General features: G+C 73.0%; 5 protein-coding genes. 2 read left to right on the plus strand and 3 right to left on the minus strand.

The window, feature by feature from the left end; genetic code table 11:
• Positions 1-460 (plus strand): PadR family transcriptional regulator (locus tag DQW06_RS26570; protein WP_198662555.1); only part of this gene is annotated, 460 nt, incomplete at its 5' end.
• A gap of 222 nt (positions 461-682) precedes the next feature.
• On the opposite strand, the gene DQW06_RS26575 is transcribed toward DQW06_RS26570, so the two are convergent.
• On the minus strand, positions 683-1,222 hold the full coding sequence (locus DQW06_RS26575) for a DinB family protein (protein ID WP_071622477.1): 540 nt from the start codon (positions 1,220-1,222) through the stop codon (positions 683-685).
• 80 nt (positions 1,223-1,302) lie between these two features.
• Between DQW06_RS26575 and DQW06_RS26580 the strand changes: the two genes are divergently transcribed.
• Positions 1,303-2,016, plus strand: coding sequence for a hypothetical protein (locus DQW06_RS26580; protein ID WP_013154212.1), 714 nt, complete (start codon positions 1,303-1,305; stop codon positions 2,014-2,016).
• A 15-nt stretch (positions 2,017-2,031) separates the two neighbouring features.
• Here DQW06_RS26580 and DQW06_RS26585 read toward each other — a convergent pair whose 3' ends face one another.
• Positions 2,032-3,900: a long-chain fatty acid--CoA ligase gene (locus tag DQW06_RS26585; protein ID WP_117199527.1), complete on the minus strand. Its 1,869-nt coding sequence runs from the start codon at positions 3,898-3,900 to the stop codon at positions 2,032-2,034.
• Positions 3,901-3,974: 74 nt separating this feature from the next.
• The gene (ybaK, locus tag DQW06_RS26590) at positions 3,975-4,460 is read right to left on the minus strand and encodes a Cys-tRNA(Pro) deacylase (RefSeq protein ID WP_013154210.1); all 486 of its coding nucleotides are present in this window, start codon (positions 4,458-4,460) and stop codon (positions 3,975-3,977) included.
• Positions 4,461-4,734: the final 274 nt, after the last annotated feature.

The raw sequence follows: 4,734 nt of genomic DNA on the forward strand, positions 1-4,734 counted from the left end.
GCTCGCGGAGGAGCCGCGCAGCGGCTACGAGATCATCCGCGAGGGCCGCGAGCGCAGCGGCGGCATGTGGCGGCCCAGCCCGGGCTCGGTCTACCCCATGCTCCAGCAGTTGGAGGACGAGGGCCTGGTCGTCCAGGAGGAGGGCGAGGGGCGCCGTCGCCCCTACCGGCTCACCGAGGAGGGCATCGCCCACCTGGAGGAGCACGGCGCCGGGCTCACCCCGCCCTGGGAGGCGGTCGCCGACGCCTACGCCGACAGCCGGTCCCGGTACGAGGAGGTCGCGGCCCTGGCCCACCAGCTCACCGCGGCCGCGGCGCAGGTCGCCCAGGCGGGCAGCGCCGACCAGCTGGAGCGGGCCAAACGGCTCCTGGCCGAGACCCGGCGCAACCTCTACCTCATCCTCGCCGAGGAGGAGGCGGCCGACGGCGCCTCCGCCGCGGAGGAGGACGACGAGGACTGAGGCGGCGGGCGCCGACTGGTGATGGCTGCGACGCAGGGGTGCCCGGGGACGCGAGCGCGTCCCAGGGCACCCCTGTCTGTTCGCGCCCCTGTTCGTCGGCGCCCTTGTTCGTCGGGGCCTCCGCCTGTCAGCGCCCCAGCCGGTCGGTGTCCCGGTGCGTCGGTGCCTCGGCCCGAGGGAGCGCGTCTTTCGCCCCGGGGCCCCTGTCACCGACCCGCGGACCTACTCGCCCGTGGTTCCGTCGGCGAGTTCGCGCAGGACGTCCAGGTGGCCGTTGTGGCGGGCGGTCTCCTCGACCATGTGCACCAGCACCCACCGCAGCGTGGTGTGCCCCTCGCCGCGGTGCGCGCGCCGCGAGCCCGAACCCAGTTCCAGCCGGGCGGTGATCTCCCGGGAACGGGCGCACTGGGCCTCGTACTCCTCCAGGAGTCGGGCCAGGGGGACCTCCGCGCCCCGGCGCCACTCGGCGTCGGGATCCTCCGGGGTGGCGTAGCCCTCGTCGGGCAGCCCCAGCAGGATCACCTCGAACCAGGCGTGCTCCACCCAGCGCAGATGGGAGACGATCGCGCCCACGCTCATCAGCGGGGACGTCGGCAGGGGGGTGGCGGTGGCGTGTTCGGGGGACAGTCCGGCGCACTTGGCGTGGACCGTGGCGCGGTGCCAGTCCAGCCAACTGGTGAGCATGGTGCGCTCGTCGGCGGCCTTGGGCGGGTCGACACGCTGGAGGCCGGGGACGGCCAGAGGGCTGTTCTTGTCACTCATGCCGGTATTCTCCGTTCCGGCTATGCCCCGTATCCACTGGTTTTCCGCAGGCCGGGACGGGGCGCGGGAGAGTGGGGGAGATGGCGGACCGCAACCGGGGGGAGAGGTCGGCGCCGACACGCCGGCTGGTCGTGGGGGCGTGCGTCCTGGGGGTCCTGCTCCTGCTGGGCGCTGTCCTGGGGCCGCTGTGGTGGGGTCTGGCACCGCGCGCGGAGGGCACCGCGCTGGGCGGGGGCGAGGTCTTCACCGGAACCACCGAGGACGTGTTCGCGGGCGAGGGCTGGTTCGCCCTCATCACCGCCCTCACCGGGCTGGTCGCGGGCTACACCGCCTACATGGCCCAGTTCCCGCTGTCGCGCCGCCGCTTCCAGGACCTGCGCATGGTCTGCCTGGTCGCGGGCTTCCTCGGCTCGCTGGGCGGGGCCGTGCTCACCTGGCGCATCGGTGTGGCCCTGGACGGCCCGGCGCACGCCGCCGTCGAGGCGGCCGAGCCCGGCGCCACCGTCCAGACCGGGCTCCAGCTCGACGCGACCGCCTTCCTGCTGATCTGGCCCCTGGTGTTCGTGCTCCAGTACGGGCTGCTCGACGCGATCAGCTTCGTGCGCCGCGACCTGCCCGGCGTGCCCCGGCAGGTGTTCGCGCGGCGGGACCCGGAGGCCGAGGAGCACGCCGAGCCCGCGGCGCCGGTCGGCCCCGGCCCGGACCCGGGTCCGGCGGTCCGCCCGGCCCCCGGTGAGCCGGTCCCGGCCGAGCACGACCAGGCGGGGCCGGAGGACCCCCGCGGCCGACCCTGACCCGGCCTCCCGTCCTCAGAACCGGTGGACGGTCTCCTCGTACATGCCGTCGAGCAGGTCGCGGTACTTGTCCTCGACCGCCCGCCGCCGCATCTTCAGGCTGGGCGTCATCTCGCCCTCCTCGACCGTCAGGTCGCTCGGCAGGATCGCGAACCTCTTCACGGTCTCGTGCCGGGGCAGACCACGGTTGAGCTCGTCGACGGCCTCCTGCACCATCTCCCGGACCCTGGGCTCCCGCGTCAGGCCCGTGTAGTCGAGGTGGCCCAGTCCGTGCTCCGCCGCCCACGCGTCGATCGCCTCGGGGTCCAGGGCCACCAGCGCCACGCAGTAGGGGCGCCGGTCGCCGTGCACGACCAGGTTGCTGACGTAGGGGCACAGCGCCTTGAAGCGGCTCTCGATGCTCTGGGGCGCCACGTACTTGCCGCCGGAGGTCTTGATCAGCTCCTTCTTGCGGTCGGTGATGCGCAGGCGGCCGTTCTCCAGGGCGCCGATGTCCCCGGTGGCGAACCAGCCCTCCGCGGTGAGCACCTCCTCCGTGGCGCCGGAGAGGTTGTGGTAGCCGCGCATCACGCCGCCGCCCCGGATGAGGATCTCGCCGTCCTCGGCGATGCGCACCTCGGTACCGGGCATGGGCAGTCCGACCGTGCCGAACCGCACGTCGCCGGGCCGGTTGACGAACGTCCCGGCGCTGGTCTCGGTGAGCCCGTAACCCTCCAGGATGACGATCCCGGCGCCGTAGAAGAACCGGCCGATCTCGGGGGACAGCGGCGCGCTGCCGGAGATGAAGAACTTCAGCCGCTCCCCGAAGCGCGCCCGCAGCCTGGCGAACACGAGCCTGTCGGCGGCCCGGTGCTGCGCGGCGAGCAGGCCCGTGGGTTCGCGGCCCTCCTCCCTGAGCCGGGCGACCCGGTCGCCCACCCCCGCGGCCCACCGGAAGATCCGGTACCTGGCCGCGCCGCCCTCCCGGGCCTGCATGACCACGCGGTTGTACACCTTCTCGAAGATGCGCGGGGCGGCGGCCATGAAGGTGGGCCGCACGACGGCCAGGTTGTCCACGATCCGGTCGGGGCGGCCGTCCACGGCGGTCCGGAAGCCGATCCGCAGCTGGCTGACCTGCATGAGCTTTCCGAACACGTGCGACAGCGGCAGCCACAGGTACTGGACGTCGTCGGGGCCCATCAGGTCCCAGCCCTGCGCGCGCAGCTCGGTGTCCAGGTCCGCCATGGCCTGGGACTCGTAGAGCCAGTTCGCGTGGTCCAGCCGCACGCCCTTGGGTCTGCCCGTGGTGCCGGAGGTGTAGATCAGCGTGGCCAGGTGGTCGGGTGCGACCGCCGCGACCAGCGCCTCGAACAGGCCGGGGTCCTGGGCGTGGAGTTCGGCGCCCCGGGCGGCCAGCTCCTCCAGGGACATCACCCAGTCGTCGTCGCCCCCGGCCGCGCCCTCGAAGGCGATCACCCGCGACAGCCCCGGCATCCGCGCGCGCTGGTCGACCAGCTTGGCGACCTGCTCGTCGTTCTCGGCGAAGGCCACCATGCTGCCCGAGTCGGAGACGATGAAGGCGCAGTCGGGCGGGGTGGAGGAGGGGTAGACGGTGGTGGAGGCTCCGCCCGCGCACAGCACGGCCATGTCGGCGAGGATCCACTCCACGCGTGTGCTGGAGACGATCGCGCACCGGGCCTGGGGGGTCACGCCCAGGTCGTGCAGGCCCAGCGCGATGTCGCGCACCCGGTCGCGGGTCTGGGACCAGGTGAGGGTCTCCCACTTCTCGGGGGCGCCGGACGCGCCGGGAAGGGGGTAGCTGAACGCCTCGGAGTCGGGGGACTCGGCGACGCGGGAGAGGAACATACCGGGGACGGAGGAAAAGGGGGATGAAGTGTTACCCATGTCACGAAACTACCCCTGGGTAGGTAACCCGGCAACAGCCCGTGCACGCCCCCGGAAACGGTCCCCGTCGGGGGTCAGGAGGCGCCGATGGGCGCGGTGACCGCCTCGGTGAGCGTGATCAGGTCACGGGGATTGAGCTCCATCTGCAGACCCCGCCGCCCGGCCGAGACGTAGACGGTGGGCAGTTCGGTGACCGACGCGTCGATCACGGTGCGCAGGCGCTTGCGCTGGCCCAGGGGGCTGATCCCGCCGCGCACGTACCCGGTGGCCTTCTCGGCCAGTGCCGCGTCGGCCATGGCGGCCCTCTTGCCGCCGACCGCGGCGGCCAGCGCCTTGAGGTCGAGCGTGGTGCTGACGGGCACCACCCCGACGGTGAGCTGTCCGTCCACCTCGGCGATCAGGGTCTTGAAGACGTGCTCGTGGGGGACGCCGAGCGCGTCGGCCGCGTCGGTGCCGTAGGAGTGCCCGTCCGAGGAGCCGTCCACCTCGTAGGGGTGCAGCGTGTACGTGGTCTTGGTCCGTCCGGCGGCCACGGTCGCGGGTGTGGCTTTTGCGCTCATTGAGTACCTGGTTCCTTCTCCGCGCGCGAACGCGCTGGTGCGGGCGTCGCAACAGCCCGGGTCGGGCCCCGGGCACGCCGCACCGGTTCGCACAGCAGGCTAGGCCAACACGGGGCCGGGTCGCGCGCAGGCGTGCGGGGAAAGCCGGTGTTTCCTCCGTTGGACACCGGTATCGGGTCCTTCGACCAGGAAAGGGGCCGGCGAACGCGCCGCGCGGCCCCCTAGTTGAACGACACGCCGTTGTTGAGGAAGGGGCCCGCGGGGAGGTTGGGCA

The organism is Nocardiopsis sp. TNDT3, from assembly GCF_003427465.1.
GTDB classification, from domain to species: Bacteria; Actinomycetota; Actinomycetes; order Streptosporangiales; family Streptosporangiaceae; genus Nocardiopsis; species Nocardiopsis dassonvillei.

Coding starts and splice junctions, on each gene's coding strand:
- DQW06_RS26580 (WP_013154212.1), top strand. CDS start 1,303: ATGGCGGACCGCAACCGGGGGGAGAGGTCGGCGCCGACACGCCGGCTG.
- DQW06_RS26575 (WP_071622477.1), bottom strand. CDS start 1,222: ATGAGTGACAAGAACAGCCCTCTGGCCGTCCCCGGCCTCCAGCGTGTC.
- ybaK (WP_013154210.1), bottom strand. CDS start 4,460: ATGAGCGCAAAAGCCACACCCGCGACCGTGGCCGCCGGACGGACCAAG.
- DQW06_RS26585 (WP_117199527.1), bottom strand. CDS start 3,900: ATGGGTAACACTTCATCCCCCTTTTCCTCCGTCCCCGGTATGTTCCTC.